This is a genomic window from Maribacter caenipelagi, assembly GCF_004364175.1.
Taxonomy (GTDB): Bacteria; Bacteroidota; Bacteroidia; order Flavobacteriales; family Flavobacteriaceae; genus Maribacter; species Maribacter caenipelagi.
This window is the reverse complement of record NZ_SNZW01000019.1, coordinates 115,165-134,802: the sequence shown is the minus strand read 5'-3', so window position 1 is coordinate 134,802 and position 19,638 is coordinate 115,165. Positions and strand designations below refer to the sequence as shown.

The window sequence follows — 19,638 nt, the reverse complement described above, 5'->3', positions numbered from 1 at the left end:
ACTTTTTCTGTCATAAAAAAGCCCGCTATTTCTAACGGACTGCAAATGTATAGTATTTTTTGTTTATTCAAAACAAATTTTGAAAAATTTTTATCAAGCTTGTAATCTTAATTTCTCTTTTTGTTTTATTAGCCTGCGTTCCAACGAACTACAGGCTGAGTCTACAGCCTCTTCAAATGATTTACATTGTTTTTTTACTATAAATTTATCTTTTGGAACCGTAATTTTTATTTCAACTATTTTATTCTCTTTGGCACTTGTATTCTCAACTTTCATATAAACATCAGAGCTAATCACCTTAGAATAAAAGGTTTCCACTTTATCAAGCCTATTTTGAAGGAAATTAATCAACTCATCGTTTGCATTAAAATTTACCGATTGCGTATTTACTTTCATACTCAGAAAATTTATGGCTTTAAGAATTTAGCCTGATTCTACAATTATTATTTGTTTCCTCTTGGATGAGCCCTTGCATGAACCTTTTTCAATTCCACAATACTGTTATGTGTGTACACTTGGGTAGAAGCCAAACTAGAATGACCCAACAACTCTTTAACAGCATTCAAATCTGCACCTTTATTCAAAAGATGCGTAGCAAAGGTGTGCCTAAGAATGTGCGGACTCGTCTTCACCTTTGAGGACACCTCTCTAAAGTACTTTTTTATTAATCTATAAACAAGAGTTTCATACAATTTATTACCTGATTTCGTTAAGAACATAAATTTATTGTCAATCACCTCATTCAGTTTTTTACGCTCTAAGAGATATTCATTAAATTTTTCTTTGCTTTCTGCTAGCATCGGTATAATTCTCTCTTTATTACGCTTACCTAAGACTTTAATAGTCATTGTTTCAAAATCTACATCTGACACTTTCAATGCTATAACCTCTGCCCTACGCATACCGGTAACATACAGAACATGTATTAGCAATTCATCTCTTATACCCTCAAAATCATCTTTATACTCTATTTGCGATAGCACATTTTCCATTTCTATCTCAGAAAAAGGAATCTCGACTTTCTTTGCAGTCTTCAAAGCCTTATGCTTATTCAACGGATTAATTTCTGTTACCTCTATTTTTTGAAGAAACTTGAAATAAGCTTTTAATGACGATACTTTTCTATTTATAGATCTATTGTTGATTTTTCTTTCCGACAAATTAACAATCCAAAATCGAACTATGTCATATGCTACAATATCAATATCGTTGATATCATAATTTGAAAAGCAGAAACCACTAAATTCAAGAATATCATTCTCGTACGCCCTCGCAGTATGCTTAGAATAATTTTTCTCTAACGTTAAATAAGAAATAAACTCTGTCAAAAACATATTCTAAAGGTATCAAAGTTTTGTGTTTGTTGAAATTTGGACAAAAAAAATCCCGCAAATTGCGGGATTTTCTATTTTCTATTTTCTATTACAAAGTCTAAACTTCTTCTTGATCTCTTAGACCTTGAATATATTCTGCTTTTTGTATCTGTGCTCTACGAACAACTGATGGCTTATTGAACTGCTGACGCTTACGCAACTGTCTCATTGTACCTGTCTTATCGAACTTACGTTTGAAACGTTTTAAAGCTCTATCGATGTTTTCTCCTTCTTTTACTGGTATTATTAACATGGGCTACAACCTCCTTTCTTTATGATTAAGGCTGCAAATATAAGAACTATATTCAAATCGGCAACCTTTAAACTGATTTTTAAAATTTTAATTGAAATAGCTACACTGTAGCTGGTCTGTATTCTTTCTTATCTATGATGATTTTAGAAATGATTTCTCGTAAAATCTCTGATGTACCACCGCCAATCGGTCCTAACCTACTATCTCTAAAATTACGTGCCATTGGGTAATCTTCAATATAACCGTAACCACCTAAAAACTGTAAACATTCATAAGCTACCTCATCAGCAACTTTTGTAGATTTTAATTTAGATATAGTCGCCTCTTTAACTACATACTGACCTTTATCTAAACGATATGCAACAGAATAATTATATTCTTTACACATATCTATATCGGCATGTAGATCCACCACACGGTGTCTTAATGCCTGAAATTTATTGATAGACTTACCAAAAGCCTCCCTTTCTGACATATAATTTAAAGCATAATCTAAAACATGCTCTGACCTAGCGTGGGCGTTAACACCCATTACCAATCTTTCTAAGGAGAAATGCTCCATTATATACGAAAAGCCCATGTTTTCATCTCCCATAAGATTCTCCAATGGGATTTTTACATTATCAAATGCCAACTCGGCTGTATCTGATGCTCTCCAACCTAGTTTATTCAATTTATTTGCAGTTACACCTTCACTATTTCTATCTACTGCAAAAATGCTGATACCCTTATTACCTAACTCAGGACTTGTTTTTGCCGCTACAATCATGTAGTCTGCATATACACCATTGGTAATAAATGTTTTTGAACCATTTAATACATAATGACCACCCTGTTTTACAGCCGTGGTTCTCATCGCAGCGACATCACTACCACCAAAAGGTTCTGATATACAAAGACAACCGATTTTATCGCCATTAACACTTGGCCGCAAGTACTTTTCCTTTAAAAAAGAATCTGCTTCCTTATTTAAATGTGTCATTGCCAAGTATGCATGAGCCCACATTGCAGCTGCGAATCCGCCAGAATTTATCTTTTGTAATTCTTCTAAAAAAATAATGGTATAAAAAAGATCAAGTCCAAGACCACCATCTTCTTCAGGAGTTGCGAGACCAAAATAGCCCATATCACCAAATTTCTTCCAAATGAACCTTTCAATTGTTCCAGTTTCTTCCCATTTATCAATATGTGGGACCACTTCTTTCTGTAAAAAATCTTTTAGGCTGTTCCTAAATAATTGATGTTCTTCTGTGAAGTACATACTTTGCATAGCGTTTTTTTTATAATGACAAATATAAAGCAATTCTATTAATACGCTCTGCCGGAAATTCCTCAATTTTCACTAAATCGTTCAAAGAATTGATACTTCCGTTGAGATTACGATAATTTACTATGCTCTCAGCAACGTGTTTTTGCAGATATATCAATTTAGCCAATTCTTCTGCCGTTGCGGTATTTACATTTATTTTTATAATATTTGGTTTCGTTATCACCTTAAACTGCTTTAGAGCTCTTGCAACGACATCTACCTCGAGACCATAAACATCAAATAATTGGTCATCGATTAAAAAACCTCCCAAGCGGTCTCTAAATTTTATTATTCTAGCCGATAACTTCTCCCCTATTCCACTAATCTTTTTTAAATCTTCGGCTGTTGCCGTATTCAAATCTTTCCAAATAACGTTCTTAACCTTATAATTAGAGGTTGACGTATTGTAAGTTTTCCTTTTCTTATTTTGGGTCCATTCTGGAAATTTAAAAAATGGAGCGATAATTTTAAGCAATGAATCTGAAACTTTAGTAACGTTTTGAAATTCTAATGTAGTATTGACAAATTCATCTTTCGTTCTAAATTCATGTAATCTATCTATTTCCTCAACCGACATACCAAGTGTATAGCCTTTAAAATCAGTAATGAAATTCGGATTAAATGGATATACATGAACCGTATCCTTTTTAAGGCTAATAGTCCTTAAAGAATCGATTTCGGCCTGCACAACATTATCAGGTGCAAAAGGTGAAGACTGACCTGCTACATTAGTTTGATATAGATAATACCCTAATTGAACAATTATCAGAAAAAATAGCAAAAAGAAAATCCCACTTCGTTCTTGTTTATTCAACGTGAAGTGGGATTTAAATGAACTCATGTTAAATTTTAATCTTCTATAGCGTCATACTTCAATTTGATCGCATCTAGGTATCTGTTCAATTGCTTTTTCACTACTGGGAATAAAAAGAATAGACCTACCATATTGGGGAATACCATTGCAAATATCATGGCATCTGAGAAATCCCAAATAGATTTCATACTTGCTGCTGCACCAATAACAATAAACGTACAGAACAATAATTTATAAACCATATCTGCCGTTTTACCTCTTCCGAATAAAAATTTCCAAGATTGTAGTCCATAATAAGACCAAGATATCATTGTAGATACTGCAAATAATACCACGGCGATAGTTAAAAATACATTTGAATAAGGAATATATTCCGCAAAAGCTACAGCAGTAATACCAGCACCTTCGTAAGGAACACCATCAATTAATACAGAACCAGTACCATCACCACCATAGGTGAAGGCTCCTCCAAAATTAAAGATGATAATTACTATTGCTGTCATTGAACAGATAACAACGGTATCAATAAAAGGCTCTAATAATGCTACCAAACCTTCAGAAGCAGAATATTTTGTTCTTACAGCAGAATGGGCAATCGAAGCAGAACCTGCACCAGCTTCATTTGAAAATGCCGCTCTTTTAAAACCTACCAACAATACACCTATTAGACTACCCACTCCAATTGCAGTTGGTTTAAACGCCTCATCTACAATTAATGCAATAGCGTTATCTACTAATGAATAATTACTTATAATGATATACAAACAAGCAACAACATACATAACAGCCATGAATGGAACAACTTTTTCTGTTACTTGGGCTATACGCTTAATACCGCCTATAATAATAACACCTACAAGAATAGCTAATACAAGACCAACTATTGCCCCTGCAGCAGTACTTTGCCAGTTAAATAGTTCTTTTATAACGATTGTTGCCTGGTTAGATTGGGCAGCGTTACCACCGCCAAAAGAGCCTCCAATACAAAAAATCGCAAAAATTACAGCAGCAACTTTACCCAAATTTTTGAAACCTCTTTCTTTTAATCCTTTACTTATGTAATACATAGGACCGCCATAAACGGTACCATCTTCGCCTACATCTCTATATTGAACTCCTAGTGTACATTCAACAAACTTTGTTGACATACCAAGAAGACCGCAAACAATCATCCAAAAAGTAGCTCCTGGTCCACCAAGTGCAATTGCTAATGCAACACCTGCTATATTACCATTACCTACCGTACCTGAAACCGCAGTTGCCAAAGCTTGAAAATGACTTACCTCACCGTCTGAACTTTCATCTCTAATCGTATCAATGATATCACCATCAATAGCAAGATCATTCTCCATACTTACAAGATGATCCTCTATGTCAACATTCGATAAATCTTGACCTTGTGCTATACCATCTTCACCATAAAGATTCTGCGCACCATGTTTTTCAATATCTTCATACTTACCACGAACAGTATTAATGGCCTTTCCAAAAAATCTAATATTAGGAAAACCAAAATATAAAGTGAAGAACATAGCACTACCTACCAATAATACTAAAACAAATGGTATATCTGGGTCATGCCAAACATTGAAGAAAATAACTGCTGAGAAGAAATCTGAAATAGGCTTAAAGGCTTGATCTATTTGTTGATCTAATCCTACTTCTTGAGAAAAAATTAAAAAGGGAAATAAAAACGTAAACAGGGTTAGAAGTTTATACTTCATAAGTTTAAAATTTATTTTGAATTAGTTAGTTAGTCTAGCAATATCTTAAAAATAATGGATGCAATCAAATATAAACGACAGAAAGATAATTATTCGATATTGAACATTTCGTTCAATATCTTTATTTGTTCAGGTCTGCCCAATACTATGACCTTACTTTTCGGCTGTAATTTCATATCAGCTTCTGGGTTTATAATATACTCACCATCCGGAGAAATATAACCTATTATAGTACAACCGGTTTTTCTACGTAAATCTAAATCTCTCAACGAATTACAGTCTATTTGATTAGCAAAATCTTCAATAGCTACCTCTTCTAGATTAGTCGTATGCTCACCTTCCATTGAAAGCTTATCCATAAATGTGATAAGATCTGGCATAACCACCAAAGATGCCATGTGATCACCCCCGATTTTATCTGGCATAATAACTTTATTCGCTCCTGCCAAAAATAACTTCTTCTGAGAATTGACCAATGAGGCCCTACTTATAATGAAAAGATTTTTTTTCATTTGCCTGGCAGAAAGAACAACAAATAAATTTGCAGCATCATCGGGTAAGGTAGCAATTAAATATTGAGACCTTTCAATACCAGCTTCCATTAGTACATCATCATCATTTGCATCACCTTCGACAAATAAAACACCTTCTTCAAATCGTTCTATTACCTCTTTATCTTTCTCAATGACTACAAAGGGTCTTTTATAAGCTTTCAACCTTTCAGCAGCCTGCATACCATTTCGCCCAAAACCACAGACGATAACATGCTGATTTAAATTTTCGATGGCATTCTTCATTTTTTTCTTTTTTAGCAGTTCAACTGAGTTTCTAGAGAGTAAGTATTCGGTAACTATAGATATAGCGAAACCAACTATAAACACACTTGTAACAATAAGAATTATGGTAAATATCTTTCCTGCAGGTCCCATGGGTCTAACCTCTGAAAAACCTACGGTGGTTACCGTAATTATGGTCATATAAAAAGCATCGACCCAAGAATAGTCGGCAACAATTCTGTAGCCAAGTACACCGAATGTCAAAACCATTAGCATTAATGCCAATGCCAAATAAATTTTAGACCGAAATAATTGCATCATATATTACAAATCAAAAACAGAATTTCGTTTCGTATAAATCAAATCTTTTATTCTAAGCCAGAAAGCCAGAAATAAATAAAGTGCAAATCCGAAGCCTACGGTCACAAAAGTGAGATAAATGAACGATGTTCTTACAACTCTTGCCCGTATACCTAAACGTTCGGCAATTCTACCACAAACCTCATACCCTCTCTTTTGAAAATAATGCAATATTTTGTAAAATAGGTTCATGGGGTATAAAATTAGACTTTTACATTCATTAAAGAAGCCCCTACAGCACAATCTAAACATTTGTCTTTTGTACAATAGTTATTGTATAGCTGTAGATATGTTTGAGAATCTTTTGCGCTTTTAATTGATATTCCCAATTTACCAAAGTTAGCTATAATACTGTTTTCTTCTTTTTTAATTTCTGACATCATTTTTAGAAATAATTCATTTTCTAAACCTCCTTTATAACGGCTATAAGCAAACTTCAGCGGTATTATAGTGTTTATCACCAACAGGTTTAAGAATGAATTTGAAATTCCCTTTTTGCTCTTTTTTGAAATCTTACCGAAATTAAAATGAGTATCCCAATACTTGCTTGTTCCCGATTTTAAAATATCAGAAAAATTAGGCTCGTTATTTTCAATTAATGCATGAAATAAATTATTGTTATTAGCATATATAGCGCTTAACTGTGCTAATCTAATTGTAGGAAAATTTGATGGTCTCAACCTAAAAAATTCCGGAGACTTGAATACGGGACTCAAATTAAACTTATGATTTAAAAATTGATATTCCTTTTTCAACTCGCTATAATACTTATCGTCTTCTAAAGTGCTACCAAGTAAATTTGCTTGACCTAAAAACAAACTTTCCATTTGAAGGGGTTTATCATTTAATTTTCTAATTATTGAAAAGTCAATTGATTTGCCTATTTCTATAAATGCTTCTCTATTTATTTTAGACCCAAAAGTTTTTAAAAGCATTAAGAACAATACTTGCTCCCAGTCATTATTCGTATAATCTAATAGCTCTTTAATAAAAATCGATTTCTGTTCCAAACGCTCTACAAACAATCTATCTAACCAATTGTTTTTTATAAATTCATCAACTTCATTAAACTCATTTTCACAATTAATGAATTTGTAATTCTTACTATTAAAAAGATTTTGATAGGTATTTAGCACCATTAACGGTATATATTCTTTTAATGATAAAGTGGGAATTTCACTTCCATCTTTTCTGTATACCGAGATATCGTCTTCCCATACAACATGCAATATTACATTGTCATAATTAACATCATCTTGGTGATGATGCGCATACCAGTCTGAAGATTTTATATGAATTTCTACGTTACCAGCCCACAATTGCCCGTTCAATTCTATTTTAGAATTAAAAAAATCTGGTCCGCTTAAATGATTATGCATACCCGTTGAAACCACGTGTATCTCCTCACCAAAAGTAGATACGAGTTGGTTTATGGGATATTTTTTGTACTTCCATATAAAATGAAGCAAATCTTCCTTCATTTTATAAAAATAAAAAACCCGCAGTTAAGTGGGTCTATTTTCTGAAAGAAATAAAATTAAGCCGTTTCTCCTTCCCAATTCATAAAACCTCCCTGAAGGTTAAATGCTTTATCAAAACCTAAACTTTTCATTATCGCACATGCCTGACCACTTCTTGCACCAGATCTACAATACACGTAGTAGTTTTTTGTTTTGTCTAATTTCTCTAGGTCTGCTACAAACTCTTGACCTTTGTATATATCAATATTTATAGAATTCGGAATAATACCTTCTTCTATTTCTTCTTCTGTTCTTACATCGAGAATTACTGCATTAGTATCTTTCTCTAATTGTTCTTCCCAATCTTGTTGTGATAAATCTGCCATAGTATAAATTATATATTGTAAAAATAATCGATTTTTCTTTATCTGATTCTCTCCTATTTTTTTAACAAAAATTTAATCAATCTATTAAACAGAATATCAAAATTAGAATTACATTTGTATATACAATTATTGTATTGACATGAATGTAGAAGAAATTATTAAAACAAACCAAAGAATGCCGTTGCCAAAACGGACATTAATTCATATAGCATTGGTTGCAAATAAAATTGACGAAGAAATAGCAACGGTTCTCAAACCTTTTGACATTTCAATTCAACAGTTTAATGTTTTACGAATTCTAAGAGGGCAAAATGGCAAACCTGCTAATCTTTCTACTATAAATGAGCGCATGGTCACTAAAATGAGTAACACTACGCGCCTGGTCGATAAATTAATTTTAAAAGGCTTTGTCAATAGAACTGTTTGTATTAATAACAGAAGAAAGGTTGAAATAGTAATCACAGAAGGCGGCTTAAATATGCTGAATAAAATTGATAGAATACTTTTTGATGCAGAGAAGAGAATACTTAAAAACTTTGAAGAAACCGAATTACATGAACTCAATGATCTATTAAATAAATTTTAATTAAAAGCAATGAATAAAGTATTAGATAAATTAAACTGGCGTTATGCCACCAAAAAATTCGACAGCTCTAAAAAAGTGAGCACGGAGAATTTAGAAACCTTATTAAATGCAGGTAGACTAACAGCTTCTTCTTATGGTTTACAGCCCTATGAATTTTTTGTTATTGAAGATACCGATACCAGAACAAAACTTAGAGCGGCTTCTTATGATCAATCTCAAATAACAGATGCATCATATGTTATAGTTTTAGCTAATAAACCTACTTTTGACGTCACTATGATTGACGATTACATTGCCAACATCATGGCTATTAGAGGACTATCTAAAGATGACCTGGAAGGATTTTCGCAAACTATGAAATCTACTCTTTTAGGTCTATCTGATGCTCACAAGAATGCCTGGACATCTAACCAAGCCTATATTGTACTAGGTAATTTAATGACCATAGCCGCTGAAATGGAAATTGACACCTGCCCCATGGAAGGTTTTGATAAAGCTCAGTACAATGAAATTTTAGGTCTTACCGACAAAGGTTTAAATGCTGCGGTAGTTTTAGCTGTTGGCTATAGATCCGCTGAAGATGACACCCAAAATTACCTTAAGGTTAGATATTCTAAAGAACAAATTATTACACATATATAAATTAAACACAATCATTTAAAATTAGAAACATGAAAAAATCATTATTAAGTTTAGCATTCGTAGCTGTATTTGGATTTAATGCTACAGCCTCTACACCAATTGATGGCGAAAAAAAAGAAATTAAAGTTAGCGAGAGTACCGTTACTTGGAAAGGTTACAAAGTTACCGGAGCACACAATGGTAGCATCAACCTAAAATCTGGTCATTTAGAAATGAACGGAAAAAAATTAACCGGTGGCGAATTTGTTGTTGATATGACTTCAATTACCGTTACTGACTTAGAAGCAGGTCAAGGAAAAGAAAAACTAGAAGGTCATTTACAGTCTGCTGATTTCTTTGGTGTTGAAAGTAACCCAACTTCTAAGTTGGTTTTCACTACTGTTAAAGCGATGAATGATAACTCATATACTGTTACAGGAGATTTAACTATTAAAGGTATTACAAAGCCAGTAACCTTAGTGGTTTCTATGTTTGAAAATAAGGCTACTGCAACTGTTAAAGTTGATAGAACAAAATATGACATCAAGTATGGTTCTGGAAGCTTTTTTGATAACCTTGGAGATAAAGCTATCTATGATGATTTTGATTTAGTGGTTGACTTAGCACTATAATCGTTTTTAAAAATTCGAATTACAACAATTTAAAATCCCTTTGAGATATATTCAAAGGGATTTTTATTTTTGACTAGGTAAAGTTTGATAGTTTAAATTTCCTTTTTATATTTGATGCTCAATGAAAAATTTAATCGCAAATACTTGGTGGTGGAACAACTTACGAAAAACATCGTGAGAAAAGCATCATTGTAGTAAAACTATATAAAGGCTTGTCATCACGACAAGCCTTCTTTATTTTATAAAAGTACCTATGACCTATCAATTTAAGACATATCACAAAAAAATTCTTGCCGATACCATGACCCCGGTAAGCGTTTATTTGAAAATTAGAGACCGCTTTCCAAATAGTATTTTATTAGAGAGTAGTGACTATCATGCCAATAACAATAGCTTTTCTTATATCTGCTGTAACCCTATTGCATCTATTAAAGTGGATAAAGAAATAATTACAAAGCAGTTTCCTGATGGTGCAGTTGAAGAAATTCAAAATACGGCAGATACTAATGTTGTTGATATTATTGATACGTTCAGTAAAACATTCAAGGCCGATACAAATGACTTTAAATTCATTAATAATGGTTTGTTTGGCTATTTGGCTTATGATGCCGTACGCTATTTTGAAGATATAGATATATCGGTTAAAGATGACTCGGTTCATATTCCTGATGTTTACTATGCTGTTTATCAAAATATTATTGCAATAAATCATTATAAGAACGAAGCTTATCTTTTTGCCCATTGCTATAATACAGAGAATAACATTCCTGAATTGGAGCAACTGTTAAGTATTAGAAATTTTGCTACATATAATTTCAAAATAGAAGGCGATAGAGCATCTAATTTAGAAGATGAAGAATATAGAGAACAAGTTGAATTAGCTAAAAAACATTGTCAGCGTGGCGATGTGTTTCAATTGGTTTTAAGCCGTCGTTTTTCTCAAGGTTTTAAAGGTGACGAGTTTAATGTATATAGAGCGTTACGTTCCGTAAATCCGTCGCCTTATTTATTCTATTTCGATTATGGAGATTTTAAAATATTCGGTAGTTCGCCAGAAGCACAATTGATCGTTAGCGATGGTAAAGCTGAAATTCACCCTATAGCTGGCACTTTTAAAAGAACTGGAAACGATGAACAAGATGCACAACTTGCCAAAGAATTAAAGACCGACGATAAAGAAAATAGTGAGCATGTAATGTTAGTAGATCTTGCCCGTAACGACCTTAGTAGAAATGGTAGTGTGGTACAGGTAGAAAACTATAGAGAAGTACAGTTTTTCTCTCATGTAATTCACTTAGTTTCTAAGGTAACCGGAATGAAAAAAAGTGACACTTCTACCATGAAAGTGGTAGCGGACACTTTTCCTGCCGGTACCTTAAGTGGCGCTCCAAAACACATGGCCATGCAACTTATAGAAAAATATGAAAAAACAAGTCGCGGGTATTATGGTGGCGCTATAGGTTTTATGGATTTTTATGGAAATTTCAACCATGCGATTATGATCAGAACTTTTTTAAGTAAAAATCATAAACTACATTATCAGGCTGGTGCCGGATTGGTCGCTGCATCAAATCCAGAAAGCGAACTACAAGAAACATATAACAAACTAGGCGCTTTGACCAAGGCATTAGAAATAGCTGAAGACATATAAGATGAAGAAAATATTAGTTATAGACAATTACGATAGTTTCACTTATAACCTAGTGCATTATTTAGAAGAGTTAGGTTGCGAGGTTATTGTAAAACGTAACGACCAACTAACACTAGAAGAGGTTGATGCTTTTGATAAAATCGTACTTTCTCCTGGTCCTGGTATTCCCGATGAAGCCGGATTATTAAAACAAATCATCGAAAAATATGCACCTACCAAAAGTATATTCGGTGTTTGTTTAGGGCAACAAGCCATTGCCGAAGTATTTAGTGGCTCGCTAATAAACCTAGATGAAGTTTATCACGGTATTGCAACTAAAATAAAAATCACAAAAGATGATATTATTTTTGAAGGGCTACCAAATGAAATTGAAGTAGGCAGATACCACTCTTGGGTGGTGAATCCTGATTTACCAGAAGTTTTAGAAGCTACTTCTTTAGACGAAAACGGACAAATTATGTCGCTCCGCCATAAAACTTATGATGTAAGTGCGGTGCAATTTCACCCAGAATCTGTGCTTACTCCACAAGGAAAAAAAATGTTAGAAAATTGGTTGAACGCTTAAACTAGCCTTAACAACCAACTATATAGTATTACAAAATGAAAGAGACACTAAATAAACTTATAAACCACGAAATACTTTCTAAAGAAGATGCTAAACGCATTTTGGTAAATATTGCTAAAGGTGATTACAATACGAGTCAGATTGCGGCATTTTTAACCGTTTATATGATGCGTAGCATTACTATTGAAGAATTAGAAGGATTTAGAGATGCATTGTTAGATTTGTGCTTAGCAGTAGATCTGTCTGCCTACAACCCTATTGACCTTTGTGGTACTGGTGGTGACGGTAAAGACACTTTTAATATTTCTACTCTTGCCTCTTTTGTTACTGCAGGTGCGGGAGTAAAAGTTACCAAACATGGTAATTACGGTGTATCTTCTAAATGTGGCAGTAGTAATGTGATGGAATTTCTAGGAATAAAATTTAGCAACGATGCAGGCTTTCTCGAAAAATGTATCGATGAAGCGGGCATTTGTGTATTGCACGCCCCTCTATTTCATCCTGCCATGAAAAATGTAGCTCCTATTCGTAAAGATTTAGGCGTAAAAACATTTTTCAACATGCTCGGACCTATGGTGAATCCTGCTTTTCCTAAAAATCAAATGGTAGGTGTTTTCAACTTAGAGCTTGCCCGTATGTACGGATATTTATATCAAAAAACCGATAAGAATTTCACCGTTCTACATGCTTTAGATGGGTATGATGAAATTTCTTTAACAGGAAGCACTAAAACTATTTCCAACCATACAGAAAGCATGCTAAAACCATCTGATTTTGGTGTGAAACAAATTAAACAAAGTGATATCGTTGGCGGTGATGCTATTGATACTTCTGCGCAAATTTTCCTAAATGTTTTACAAGGAAAGGGTACCGAACCACAGAACAATGTGGTGTGTGCCAATGCCGGTATTGCTATTGCTACAGTAAATAAACTCACGCCTTTAGAAGGTTTTGAAAAAGCCAAGGAATCTTTATTGGGCGGACACGGATTAACTGCTTTGAAAAAAATACAAGGGTTGAGTAAAAATTAAAAAAAAGCTTGATTCGTCGAATTGACGAGGTTATAAAAAAGATATATTTTATGAACATTCTAGATAAAATAGTAGCCGATAAACGCAAAGAGGTCGAATTGAAGAAATCGATTATTCCGGTGTCTCAATATGAAGCTTCTGTGCTTTTTGAAAGGAATACTAATTCTATGGCTCAAGCACTTAAAAATAGTGATTCGGGTATTATTGCCGAATTTAAACGCAGGTCTCCGTCGAAAGAAAGTATTAATCAAAATGCAAATGTTGGACAGGTTGCCAAAGGATATGAGAATGCCGGAGTTTGTGGTATGAGCGTACTTACTGATATTAAATACTTTGGCGGGTCTATAGAAGATTTAGTTTTAGCACGTTCATCGGTTAATCTTCCGCTATTACGAAAAGAATTTATTATTAGCGAATATCAAATAATCGAAGCTAAAGCATATGGTGCCGATGTTATTTTGCTTATCGCTGCCATACTTACAAAGCAAGAAATCAAGACCTATTCTGAACTGGCTAAGAGCTTAGGATTAGATGTATTATTAGAGGTACATAATGAAGAGGAACTTCATAAATCTATTATGCCAAGTTTAGATATGCTTGGTGTAAACAATAGAAATTTAAAGACTTTTGAGGTTAGTTTAGAGACTAGTAAAACACTTTCTAAACTGATACCAGATGATTTTGTTAAAGTATCTGAAAGCGGAATTAGCTCTATTGACGCCATCAAAGAATTAAAACCATTTGGTTATGAAGGTTTCTTAATTGGTGAGAATTTTATGAAGACAGATAATCCAGGTAAAAGTGCGATTGAATTCATTAAAAACCTGCAGAACTAATGAAACTAAAGATTTGTGGAATGAAACTAAATACGGCTGAAGTTGCGCAATTGCGACCAGACTATTTGGGCTTTATTTTCTGGGAACATTCCTCTAGATTTTTTGAAGGCGAAATCCCCGAACTTCCGCTAACAATAAATAAAGTTGGAGTTTTTGTTAATGCAGAATTAGAATATATTATTGAAACAACGATTAAATATCAATTACAAGGGCTGCAATTACACGGTCATGAAACCCCAGATTACTGTGCTGAAATTGCATCCGAATTAAAAAAATTGAATCACAAAGTAGAACTCATAAAAGTATTCTCTATTAAAGAAGAATTCGACTTTGATGTATTGAAACTATATGAAAATGTGTGCGACTATTTCCTTTTTGACACTAAAGGAAAATTACCCGGTGGTAATGGATACACATTCGATTGGTCTGTTCTAAAAAATTACCCATCTACCAAACCTTATTTTTTAAGTGGCGGTATTGGTCCAAATAATCTTGATAAAATCAACGAATTTAGAAAAACAACTGAGTCTAAATACTGTTTTGCTATCGACATAAATAGCAAATTTGAAATAACACCAGGATTAAAAAATATTGATGAATTACAAAATTTTAAAGAATCGCTATGAACTATAATGCTGATGAAAAAGGATACTACGGTGAATTTGGTGGTGCCTTTATACCTGAAATGCTGTACCCAAATGTAGAAGAGCTTCGTGAAAATTATTTAAAACTGATGTATGAAGATTCTTTTCAAAAAGAATTTAATCAGCTCTTAAAAGACTATGTCGGTAGACCTTCTCCGCTATATTTTGCTAAACGCCTTTCTGAAAAGCACGGTTGTAAGATATATTTGAAAAGAGAAGATTTAAACCATACGGGTGCCCACAAAATCAATAATACTATCGGTCAAATTCTAATGGCACAAAAATTGGGCAAAACTAGAATTATTGCTGAAACCGGTGCTGGTCAGCATGGTGTTGCTACCGCTACAGTATGTGCTTTAATGGGCATGGAATGTATTGTGTATATGGGTGAAATTGATATTGCCCGCCAAGCCCCGAATGTTGCCCGTATGAAAATGCTCGGCGCTGAAGTTCGACCTGCAAAATCTGGAAGTAGAACATTAAAAGATGCTACCAATGAGGCTATCAGAGATTGGATCAATAACCCTGTAGACACCCATTATATTATTGGATCTGCTATTGGTCCGCATCCTTACCCAGATATGGTTACTCGTTTTCAATCTGTGATATCTGAAGAAATAAAATGGCAATTAAAAGAACATGAAGGGCGGGAAAATCCTGATTATGTGGTAGCTTGTATTGGTGGTGGTAGTAATGCAGCTGGTACGTATCACCATTTTTTACATGAACCTGAAGTTGGCATTATTGCCGTTGAAGCAGCTGGTAAAGGTGTTAATTCTGGCGAAAGTGCAGCTACATCTGCTCTTGGTAAAGTTGGTATTATTCATGGTTGTAAGACCATGTTAATGCAAACAACTGACGGCCAAATTACGGAGCCCTACTCCATTTCTGCAGGATTAGATTATCCTGGTGTTGGCCCAATGCACTCGCATCTTTATAAATCTGGTCGTGCAGAGTTTTATTCTGCTACAGATGATGAAGCTATGGCCGCAGGTTTAGAACTATCACAATTAGAAGGTATAATACCTGCTATTGAAACGGGACACGCTTTTGCAATTTTTGAACACAAAAAATTCAAAAAAGATGACGTTGTCGTTATCAGCCTTTCTGGTCGTGGAGATAAAGATTTGAACACATATATTGATTATTTTAAGCTAGCATAATATAATTGAACTACAAAGAAGAACTCATATCGTATTTGAAGAATATTGAAGGTAATCTTGACTCTGAATATGCAGAAGACATATCATCTTCAAGCGATGCATTTGGAGAAATCATGGTTATGTCTAATGATAAAGACTATCATAAAAAACTTCTCTCAATAATACTATTTCATCAAATGACTATAGAATTGATGAAAAGACTAATTATATATGCCAATTTTCTTGAAAAAATATGTTTATACCCAAATAAAAAAAAGCATGATAAAATAAAAGATGGAGCTAAATTTTCACAAGTAATGAGTCAATTCATCTCTTTAATTGAGTTTAAAAATAAAAACAAGCTCATTCAAGATATTTCCAAACTCAATAAATTGAGAAATAAATATGCACATGAAATAGCTTTTAAGCACAATATTTATGAATCAATGAATGAAATAGAAAAATTAAAACCGCATGAGTTCTTTCAATCTATATTTACTTCTTTCATCGAAAGTTTAAATGACTTAAGAATGCGAATACAGACTGCTAAAAACGAGGATAAAATTCAAAAAATTATCAAATTAGATGAATAGAATTACCACAAAATTAGAAGAAGGCAAAAAACTGCTTTCCATATATTTTACCGCTGGGTATCCGGCATTGAACGACACGGTTAAAATCATACAAGATATAGAAAAGAACGGTGTCGATATGATTGAAATAGGATTACCCTTTAGTGATCCTTTGGCAGACGGACCAACTATACAGGAAAGTTCTACAGCTGCTCTAAAAAATGGAATGACCACAGAAATTCTTTTTAAGCAGTTAAAGGACATTCGTAAATCGGTTTCAATTCCGTTAATCATCATGGGATATTTTAACCCAATGCTACAATACGGTGTTGAGGCTTTCTGCAAAAAATGTCAAGAAATAGGTATTGACGGACTAATTTTACCTGACCTTCCGCTTGATGTTTACCAAGATGAATACGAGGCTATTTTTAAGAAATACGGTCTCATAAATGTATTTTTGATTACACCACAAACGAGTAATACTCGTATTCGCCAAATTGACGATGCTTCAAACGGATTCATCTATATGGTAAGTTCAGCTAGTGTTACAGGTTCAAAATCGGGCTTTGGTCAAGAACAAGAAAGCTATTTTGAGCGTATTGCTGCAATGAATTTAAAAAACCCACAAATAGTAGGTTTCGGTATTAAAGACGAAGAAACATTTCAACAAGCTACGAAAACTGCTAAAGGCGCCATAATAGGTTCTGCTTTTATTAAGTATTTGACTGCTAATGGAACTGATAAAATTGCTGAGTTTACAAAACTAATACGTTAATTTGAAAGAGTTCATAAACAATTTTAAACTAATTATTATACTATGCTTAACCTTAGGGTTAGCACCGTTTTTTCCTGAACCTCATATTTGGGGGAAATTGAAATGGATTTTTGGTGGAGCAAAGGGAATGGTTTTTATGGATTGGTTTGATGTGGTATTACATGGCTTTCCGTTTATACTTTTAATTCGTTTTATTGTCATAAAAATTTTTAACTCAAAAGCAAGTAGTAAAATTTAGTATATCCATCATACAGAAATTGAACCAACTAAAAAGCTATTAGTTAATTCTATTTATTTAAAATTCTAAAAGAGATTGCCTATTCTGGACAACCTCTTTTTTTTTTTGACATAGATAGTTTTAATAAACGTAACCAGCTGACTTTGCCTTAACAAGATTAATGACATACTATTTCTAATTCTAACTTTAAGTCCGCTAGCTTTTCCATATAGAAAACCTTAACATTTACCACAATCTATTAAGCGTTCTTTTCCCCGCATTTTCCTTACATTTAAAGAATATATTCACGAGAACGAACATGAAAAAATTATTTACGCTTCTACTATTTTTATCTCTTTACTCTGGCTACTCGCAAGACTCTGTTCTTATAAAATCTAAAGTTGCCAATGCTATTGCCGAATTAAGAGAATTTGTTGCCATACCAAATGACGCCTTAAACGCAGACGATATAGATACTAACCTTTTCTGGCTTAGAAAAAAATTTACCGAACGTGGCTTCAATAGTACTATTCTAGAGACAGAAGGTTTACCACTTTTCTTTGCAGCTCTACCGATGGATGATAATAAACCTACCATCTTATTTTACATGCATTTAGATGGTCAATCTGTTGATGCAACAAAATGGGATCAGCCAGATCCTTACACAGTAGTACTAAAATCTAAAACCGATGATGGCTGGAAAAAAGAAGCTTTTTCAGATTTAGATGATGATATAAATTATGATTGGCGTCTTTTTGGTAGATCTACTTCTGATGATAAAGGACCTATTGTAATGTTCTTAAATGCAATTGACGCTCTTAAAAAAGACAATGTTGATATACCCTACAATGTAAAAGTAATTTTGGATAGTGAAGAAGAAAAAAGTAGCGCACCTTTACCGCAAGCTGTGCGCACTTATAAAGATTTACTTAAAGCTGACTTTTTAGTTATCAATGATGGTCCCGTTCATGTTTCAGGGAAACCAACCGTTGTTTATGGGTGTAGAGGCATCACTACATTATCGATTACCACTCACGGACCAATAAAACCTCAGCACAGTGGACATTACGGAAATTATGCCCCGAACCCCGGCTTTCAATTGGCGCAACTTTTGGCAACCATGAAAGATGCTGATGGTCGTGTCTTAATAAAAGGATATTATGACGGAATTACCTTAGATGAAGCTATATTAGAAATTCTAAAAAGTGTGCCTGATAACATCGAAGAAATCAATAAAAATTTAGCAATTTCCAATCCTGAAAAAGTAGGTAGTTTTTACCAAGAAGCATTGCAATACCCTTCTTTCAATATAAGAGGACTAGGTTCTGGATGGATCGGTGATCAAGCTAGAACCATTTTACCGGCTACTGCTACTGCAGAATTAGACATAAGGTTAGTACCAGAATCAGATGGCAACAGACTTAAAAAATTAGTAAAAGAGCATATTAAAAATCAAGGCTTTCATGTTATAAGTACAGAACCCACTATGGAAGACCGTCTCAAATATGATAAGATTGTTACCATTAAAGAAGGTACCGTTACAGATGCATTTCGTACCGATTTGAATAACCCGTTTGGTAATAGCATCGTTAAAACCATGGAAACTAAATTCGGAGAAAAACCCGTTCAAATAAGAATAATGGGGGGTACAGTTCCTATTTCTCCCTTTATCAATGAATTGAAGATTCCGGCATTTATTGTGCCTATGGTCAACCCAGACAACAATCAACACAGCCCCAACGAGAATTTAAAAATAGGTCAGATAGCCTATGGTATCGAAACATTTTATACGCTATTAAGTACCGCCAATTAAATCACTAAGAATCAATAAAAAATAGAGGGACCAAAATGGTTTCACTATTTAAACATCACGAAACTATCACAAGAGTTATCACAATAAGTTGATATTCT

General features: G+C 33.7%; 22 protein-coding genes. 12 read left to right on the top strand and 10 right to left on the bottom strand.

Annotation, left to right across the window (positions count from 1 at the left end):
• Positions 1-93: 93 nt before the first annotated feature.
• From hpf to DFQ03_RS17845, 10 genes are all read right to left on the bottom strand, one after another.
• Positions 94-396: a ribosome hibernation-promoting factor, HPF/YfiA family gene (gene hpf / locus DFQ03_RS17890; protein ID WP_133674606.1), complete on the bottom strand. Its 303-nt coding sequence runs from the start codon at positions 394-396 to the stop codon at positions 94-96.
• 47 nt (positions 397-443) lie between these two features.
• Positions 444-1,334, bottom strand: coding sequence for a tyrosine-type recombinase/integrase (locus tag DFQ03_RS17885; protein WP_133674605.1), 891 nt, complete (start codon positions 1,332-1,334; stop codon positions 444-446).
• A 97-nt stretch (positions 1,335-1,431) separates the two neighbouring features.
• Complete coding sequence (rpsU, locus tag DFQ03_RS17880; protein WP_036155953.1) at positions 1,432-1,626, bottom strand: 30S ribosomal protein S21; 195 nt, start codon at positions 1,624-1,626, stop codon at positions 1,432-1,434.
• A gap of 100 nt (positions 1,627-1,726) precedes the next feature.
• Positions 1,727-2,896 (bottom strand): acyl-CoA dehydrogenase family protein, encoded by a 1,170-nt coding sequence (locus tag DFQ03_RS17875; protein ID WP_133674604.1) that lies wholly within the window; start codon positions 2,894-2,896, stop codon positions 1,727-1,729.
• A 10-nt stretch (positions 2,897-2,906) separates the two neighbouring features.
• A complete protein-coding gene (locus DFQ03_RS17870; RefSeq protein WP_133674603.1) occupies positions 2,907-3,776 on the bottom strand; it encodes a ComEA family DNA-binding protein in 870 nt (289 codons plus the stop codon).
• Positions 3,777-3,784: 8 nt separating this feature from the next.
• A complete protein-coding gene (locus tag DFQ03_RS17865) occupies positions 3,785-5,473 on the bottom strand; it encodes an alanine/glycine:cation symporter family protein (protein ID WP_133674602.1) in 1,689 nt (562 codons plus the stop codon).
• A gap of 89 nt (positions 5,474-5,562) precedes the next feature.
• Complete coding sequence (locus DFQ03_RS17860; protein WP_133674601.1) at positions 5,563-6,570, bottom strand: potassium channel family protein; 1,008 nt, start codon at positions 6,568-6,570, stop codon at positions 5,563-5,565.
• A gap of 3 nt (positions 6,571-6,573) precedes the next feature.
• Positions 6,574-6,801: a PspC domain-containing protein gene (locus tag DFQ03_RS17855; RefSeq protein WP_133674600.1), complete on the bottom strand. Its 228-nt coding sequence runs from the start codon at positions 6,799-6,801 to the stop codon at positions 6,574-6,576.
• A gap of 11 nt (positions 6,802-6,812) precedes the next feature.
• Positions 6,813-8,090: a DUF2851 family protein gene (locus tag DFQ03_RS17850; protein ID WP_133674599.1), complete on the bottom strand. Its 1,278-nt coding sequence runs from the start codon at positions 8,088-8,090 to the stop codon at positions 6,813-6,815.
• Positions 8,091-8,146: 56 nt separating this feature from the next.
• Complete coding sequence (locus DFQ03_RS17845) at positions 8,147-8,455, bottom strand: rhodanese-like domain-containing protein (RefSeq protein ID WP_133674598.1); 309 nt, start codon at positions 8,453-8,455, stop codon at positions 8,147-8,149.
• Positions 8,456-8,594: 139 nt separating this feature from the next.
• Here DFQ03_RS17845 and DFQ03_RS17840 point away from each other — a divergent pair, with 139 nt between their 5' ends.
• From DFQ03_RS17840 to DFQ03_RS17780, 12 genes are all read left to right on the top strand, one after another.
• The gene (locus tag DFQ03_RS17840) at positions 8,595-9,041 is read left to right on the top strand and encodes a MarR family winged helix-turn-helix transcriptional regulator (RefSeq protein WP_133674597.1); all 447 of its coding nucleotides are present in this window, start codon (positions 8,595-8,597) and stop codon (positions 9,039-9,041) included.
• Between the two features lie 9 nt (positions 9,042-9,050).
• Positions 9,051-9,683, top strand: coding sequence for an NAD(P)H-dependent oxidoreductase (locus tag DFQ03_RS17835; RefSeq protein WP_133674596.1), 633 nt, complete (start codon positions 9,051-9,053; stop codon positions 9,681-9,683).
• Positions 9,684-9,712: 29 nt separating this feature from the next.
• Positions 9,713-10,294: a YceI family protein gene (locus tag DFQ03_RS17830; RefSeq protein ID WP_208295938.1), complete on the top strand. Its 582-nt coding sequence runs from the start codon at positions 9,713-9,715 to the stop codon at positions 10,292-10,294.
• A gap of 253 nt (positions 10,295-10,547) precedes the next feature.
• Positions 10,548-11,945 carry an anthranilate synthase component I family protein gene (locus tag DFQ03_RS17825; RefSeq protein ID WP_133674594.1) on the top strand — a complete coding sequence of 466 codons (1,398 nt, stop codon included), beginning with the start codon at positions 10,548-10,550 and terminating at the stop codon, positions 11,943-11,945.
• Position 11,946: 1 nt separating this feature from the next.
• A complete protein-coding gene (locus DFQ03_RS17820) occupies positions 11,947-12,510 on the top strand; it encodes an anthranilate synthase component II (RefSeq protein ID WP_133674593.1) in 564 nt (187 codons plus the stop codon).
• A gap of 35 nt (positions 12,511-12,545) precedes the next feature.
• On the top strand, positions 12,546-13,541 hold the full coding sequence (trpD, locus tag DFQ03_RS17815) for an anthranilate phosphoribosyltransferase (protein ID WP_133674592.1): 996 nt from the start codon (positions 12,546-12,548) through the stop codon (positions 13,539-13,541).
• Between the two features lie 50 nt (positions 13,542-13,591).
• Positions 13,592-14,377 (top strand): indole-3-glycerol phosphate synthase TrpC, encoded by a 786-nt coding sequence (gene trpC, locus DFQ03_RS17810; RefSeq protein ID WP_133674591.1) that lies wholly within the window; start codon positions 13,592-13,594, stop codon positions 14,375-14,377.
• Complete coding sequence (locus DFQ03_RS17805) at positions 14,377-15,003, top strand: phosphoribosylanthranilate isomerase (protein WP_133674590.1); 627 nt, start codon at positions 14,377-14,379, stop codon at positions 15,001-15,003. Before trpC ends, DFQ03_RS17805 begins: the two co-directional genes overlap by 1 nt.
• Entirely contained in the window at positions 15,000-16,184 is a 1,185-nt protein-coding gene (trpB, locus tag DFQ03_RS17800) for a tryptophan synthase subunit beta (RefSeq protein ID WP_133674589.1), read from the top strand. The genes DFQ03_RS17805 and trpB overlap by 4 nt, the downstream gene beginning before the upstream one ends.
• Before the next feature lie 5 nt (positions 16,185-16,189).
• Complete coding sequence (locus DFQ03_RS17795; protein ID WP_133674588.1) at positions 16,190-16,756, top strand: hypothetical protein; 567 nt, start codon at positions 16,190-16,192, stop codon at positions 16,754-16,756.
• Entirely contained in the window at positions 16,749-17,510 is a 762-nt protein-coding gene (trpA, locus tag DFQ03_RS17790; RefSeq protein ID WP_133674587.1) for a tryptophan synthase subunit alpha, read from the top strand. The genes DFQ03_RS17795 and trpA overlap by 8 nt, the downstream gene beginning before the upstream one ends.
• 536 nt (positions 17,511-18,046) lie before the next feature.
• A complete protein-coding gene (locus DFQ03_RS17780) occupies positions 18,047-19,540 on the top strand; it encodes a M20/M25/M40 family metallo-hydrolase (protein ID WP_133674585.1) in 1,494 nt (497 codons plus the stop codon).
• Positions 19,541-19,638 lie beyond the last annotated feature (98 nt).

What these genes read in the sequence shown, in the direction of transcription:
- hpf (WP_133674606.1), bottom strand. Translation starts at nt 396, where the DNA reads ATGAAAGTAAATACGCAATCGGTAAATTTTAATGCAAACGATGAGTTG.
- DFQ03_RS17885 (WP_133674605.1), bottom strand. Translation starts at nt 1,334, where the DNA reads ATGTTTTTGACAGAGTTTATTTCTTATTTAACGTTAGAGAAAAATTAT.
- rpsU (WP_036155953.1), bottom strand. Translation starts at nt 1,626, where the DNA reads ATGTTAATAATACCAGTAAAAGAAGGAGAAAACATCGATAGAGCTTTA.
- DFQ03_RS17875 (WP_133674604.1), bottom strand. Translation starts at nt 2,896, where the DNA reads ATGCAAAGTATGTACTTCACAGAAGAACATCAATTATTTAGGAACAGC.
- DFQ03_RS17870 (WP_133674603.1), bottom strand. Translation starts at nt 3,776, where the DNA reads ATGAGTTCATTTAAATCCCACTTCACGTTGAATAAACAAGAACGAAGT.
- DFQ03_RS17865 (WP_133674602.1), bottom strand. Translation starts at nt 5,473, where the DNA reads ATGAAGTATAAACTTCTAACCCTGTTTACGTTTTTATTTCCCTTTTTA.
- DFQ03_RS17860 (WP_133674601.1), bottom strand. Translation starts at nt 6,570, where the DNA reads ATGATGCAATTATTTCGGTCTAAAATTTATTTGGCATTGGCATTAATG.
- DFQ03_RS17855 (WP_133674600.1), bottom strand. Translation starts at nt 6,801, where the DNA reads ATGAACCTATTTTACAAAATATTGCATTATTTTCAAAAGAGAGGGTAT.
- DFQ03_RS17850 (WP_133674599.1), bottom strand. Translation starts at nt 8,090, where the DNA reads ATGAAGGAAGATTTGCTTCATTTTATATGGAAGTACAAAAAATATCCC.
- DFQ03_RS17845 (WP_133674598.1), bottom strand. Translation starts at nt 8,455, where the DNA reads ATGGCAGATTTATCACAACAAGATTGGGAAGAACAATTAGAGAAAGAT.
- DFQ03_RS17840 (WP_133674597.1), top strand. Translation starts at nt 8,595, where the DNA reads ATGAATGTAGAAGAAATTATTAAAACAAACCAAAGAATGCCGTTGCCA.
- DFQ03_RS17835 (WP_133674596.1), top strand. Translation starts at nt 9,051, where the DNA reads ATGAATAAAGTATTAGATAAATTAAACTGGCGTTATGCCACCAAAAAA.
- DFQ03_RS17830 (WP_208295938.1), top strand. Translation starts at nt 9,713, where the DNA reads ATGAAAAAATCATTATTAAGTTTAGCATTCGTAGCTGTATTTGGATTT.
- DFQ03_RS17825 (WP_133674594.1), top strand. Translation starts at nt 10,548, where the DNA reads ATGACCTATCAATTTAAGACATATCACAAAAAAATTCTTGCCGATACC.
- DFQ03_RS17820 (WP_133674593.1), top strand. Translation starts at nt 11,947, where the DNA reads ATGAAGAAAATATTAGTTATAGACAATTACGATAGTTTCACTTATAAC.
- trpD (WP_133674592.1), top strand. Translation starts at nt 12,546, where the DNA reads ATGAAAGAGACACTAAATAAACTTATAAACCACGAAATACTTTCTAAA.
- trpC (WP_133674591.1), top strand. Translation starts at nt 13,592, where the DNA reads ATGAACATTCTAGATAAAATAGTAGCCGATAAACGCAAAGAGGTCGAA.
- DFQ03_RS17805 (WP_133674590.1), top strand. Translation starts at nt 14,377, where the DNA reads ATGAAACTAAAGATTTGTGGAATGAAACTAAATACGGCTGAAGTTGCG.
- trpB (WP_133674589.1), top strand. Translation starts at nt 15,000, where the DNA reads ATGAACTATAATGCTGATGAAAAAGGATACTACGGTGAATTTGGTGGT.
- trpA (WP_133674587.1), top strand. Translation starts at nt 16,749, where the DNA reads ATGAATAGAATTACCACAAAATTAGAAGAAGGCAAAAAACTGCTTTCC.
- DFQ03_RS17780 (WP_133674585.1), top strand. Translation starts at nt 18,047, where the DNA reads ATGAAAAAATTATTTACGCTTCTACTATTTTTATCTCTTTACTCTGGC.